Genomic DNA, 1018 nt, shown 5'->3' on the forward strand with positions numbered 1-1018 from the left:
TCATTAGTAAGTTCATATTTTTTGGATACAGTTTTAGTGGTCATAGGTAGCTCCCTAATCTAATATTCAAACAAATTTTTAAATGAAATGGTTATAAGGAGGCGCCCCCGCCGCGCCCGCGCCGTTATTTAAGCTGTTTTCCTATGAGGACGACACATAACAAAGCAAATTTCACCATAAGGAGAAAGGCGTTCTGTATAAACATTATTCATTGTGTCACCACAAATATTCTTAGTAACAATAGCCATGCCACATGCATTGGCATTTTCATAAACATGCACTTTACTTACAATTTTTGCACTATCGAAAACATGGGCATTATCATACACATGGGCATTGGCAAAAACCTTTGCTGAATCGTAGACGCGAGCATTACCATATACAAAACCACCAACACCTGCATTGCCATAAACCTGCGCATTTTCGTAAACACGACCAGGGCTCACAACAATGGCCTGATCACCAACCCAGCAATTACCATCATGGGAAAGATTTTCTTCAGATTCAATATAGCCACCAAGTTGACCAGCTTTAACATCACCAAAATCTCTTAACGCCTTAATGCGATAAAGTTTTTTACCTTCGCGAAGAATTGTTTGATTGGTAAGTTGATATTTTTTTACAGAATTTTGCATAATAAATCCTTACGAAATTAGGTTTTTAATTGACAGCCCATAAGGGCGCCGGGCGCTAAAAACACGGTCGTAAGTCCGCCGCTATACTTTCCCCTCGCGAAGGGTATTGTATGGTATAGCTACACCCGACAAAATCGTTATATGCCAATGATAGCACAAAAGAAAGTCAGTATTTTAAGAAATGGGAAAAACCTTACGTGGTTTAACCGCTTACGATTAAGTGTTTTTAGCACTTGCCAACCTTAATAAACGACCTTTTCTTTAAAGTCAATACGTATTTTTTATTTTTTTCAATTTGATACCTAGCTAATTGAATACCAAGTGATTTTAAATTTTACTTTTGGTTTTTAGTATAAAAATGTAGTGCGTAAATGGACATGTTT

The 1018-nt window shown here is 37.0% G+C and carries 1 protein-coding gene; it reads right to left on the reverse strand.

The annotated features are described in order from the left end of the window. Positions 1-128: 128 nt before the first annotated feature. The gene (locus tag ACFINY_RS09750) at positions 129-635 is read right to left on the reverse strand and encodes a hypothetical protein (RefSeq protein ID WP_120100860.1); all 507 of its coding nucleotides are present in this window, start codon (positions 633-635) and stop codon (positions 129-131) included. Positions 636-1018: the final 383 nt, after the last annotated feature.

Origin of the sequence: Bartonella sp. AA23NXGY, from assembly GCF_042197165.1 — a bacterium.
Classification (GTDB): Bacteria; Pseudomonadota; Alphaproteobacteria; order Rhizobiales; family Rhizobiaceae; genus Bartonella.